The sequence below is a fragment of the Kitasatospora sp. NPDC059160 genome, from assembly GCF_042755465.1.
In the GTDB taxonomy this organism is placed as follows: Bacteria; Actinomycetota; Actinomycetes; order Streptomycetales; family Streptomycetaceae; genus Kitasatospora.
The window spans coordinates 1-1,142 of sequence record NZ_JBHZCN010000252.1; the positions used below are offsets into that span (position 1 = coordinate 1).

Annotated in this window: 1 protein-coding gene; it reads left to right on the plus strand. The window is 79.2% G+C overall.

The window, feature by feature from the left end:
- The first annotated feature begins 155 nt into the window (after positions 1–155).
- Positions 156–1,055: a Gfo/Idh/MocA family protein gene (locus ACFXOZ_RS42550; protein WP_380595416.1), complete on the plus strand. Its 900-nt coding sequence runs from the start codon at positions 156–158 to the stop codon at positions 1,053–1,055.
- The last annotated feature ends 87 nt before the right edge of the window (positions 1,056–1,142 follow it).

A 1,142-nucleotide genomic window follows, 5' to 3' on the forward strand; every position in this document is an offset into this window, starting at 1 on the left:
GGCCGCGGGTCGGCTCCTGTGCGTAGCGGCCGCGGTGTCCGCTCCGCCGCGGGCGGAGCCGACCTGCCCGATACGCTCGGGGCTGACCTGCGGGAACGCGCCCGGCTGCGGCAGCCGCGCGCCCGGCCCGCGGCACACCGAGGAACGGAGACAACGTGCGGATCGGACTGCTGGGCACCGGCACCTGGGCGGAGCGGGTGCACGCACCCGTGCTCGCCGAGCACCCCGGGCTGGAGTTCACCGGCGTCTGGGGCCGCCGCCCGGAGGCCGCCGAGGCGCTGGGCGCCGCGCACGGCGTGCCCGGGTACGGCGACCTGGACCGGCTGCTGGCCGAGGTGGACGCCGTCTCCATCGCCCTGCCGCCCTCCGTCCAGGCCGGACTCGCGGTCCGGGCCGCCGAGGCCGGCTGCCACCTGCTGCTGGACAAGCCGGTCGCGTTCACGGTGCCGGACGCCCGGGCGGTGGCCGAGGCGGCGCGCACCCACCGCCTCGCCTCGGTGGTCTTCTTCACCGTCCGCTTCGGCGGCGAGCAGATCCCGTGGATCGAGCGGCAGGCCGGGCTCGGCGGCTGGTTCACCGGCCGCTCGGACTGGCTCGGCTCGGTGTTCGCGCCGGGCAGCACCAGCCCGTACGCGGCCTCGCCGTGGCGCAGGGACAAGGGCGCGCTGTGGGACGTCGGCCCGCACGCGCTGTCCGTCCTGCTGCCGGTGCTGGGCGACGCGACGGAGGTCACGGCCGTCGCCGGGCCGCTGGACACCGTCCACCTGGTGCTCCGGCACGCCGGCGGAGCCTCCAGCACGCTGGCGCTGAGCCTGACCGCCCCGCGCGCGGGCGGCGGCGTCGCGATGGAACTGCGCGGTGAGCACGGGGTGGCCCGGCTGCCCGAGCGCGGCGAGGGACCGACGGTGGCCCTGCACCGGGCGGTGGACGCCCTGCTGGCCTCCGCCGCCTCCGGCGAGGTGCACCCCTGCGGGGCCGACTTCGGCCTGCGGGTGGTGGAGGTGCTGGCGGCGGCCGAACGGTCGCTGGCCGCCGGCGGCCCGGTCGCGGTCTGAGGCCGGTCCGACTGTGCTCAGGGGGCGGGGGGGGGGGGCCCCGGGGCCCCCCCCCCCCCCCCCCCGCCCCAGTCGGAACCCACGCCC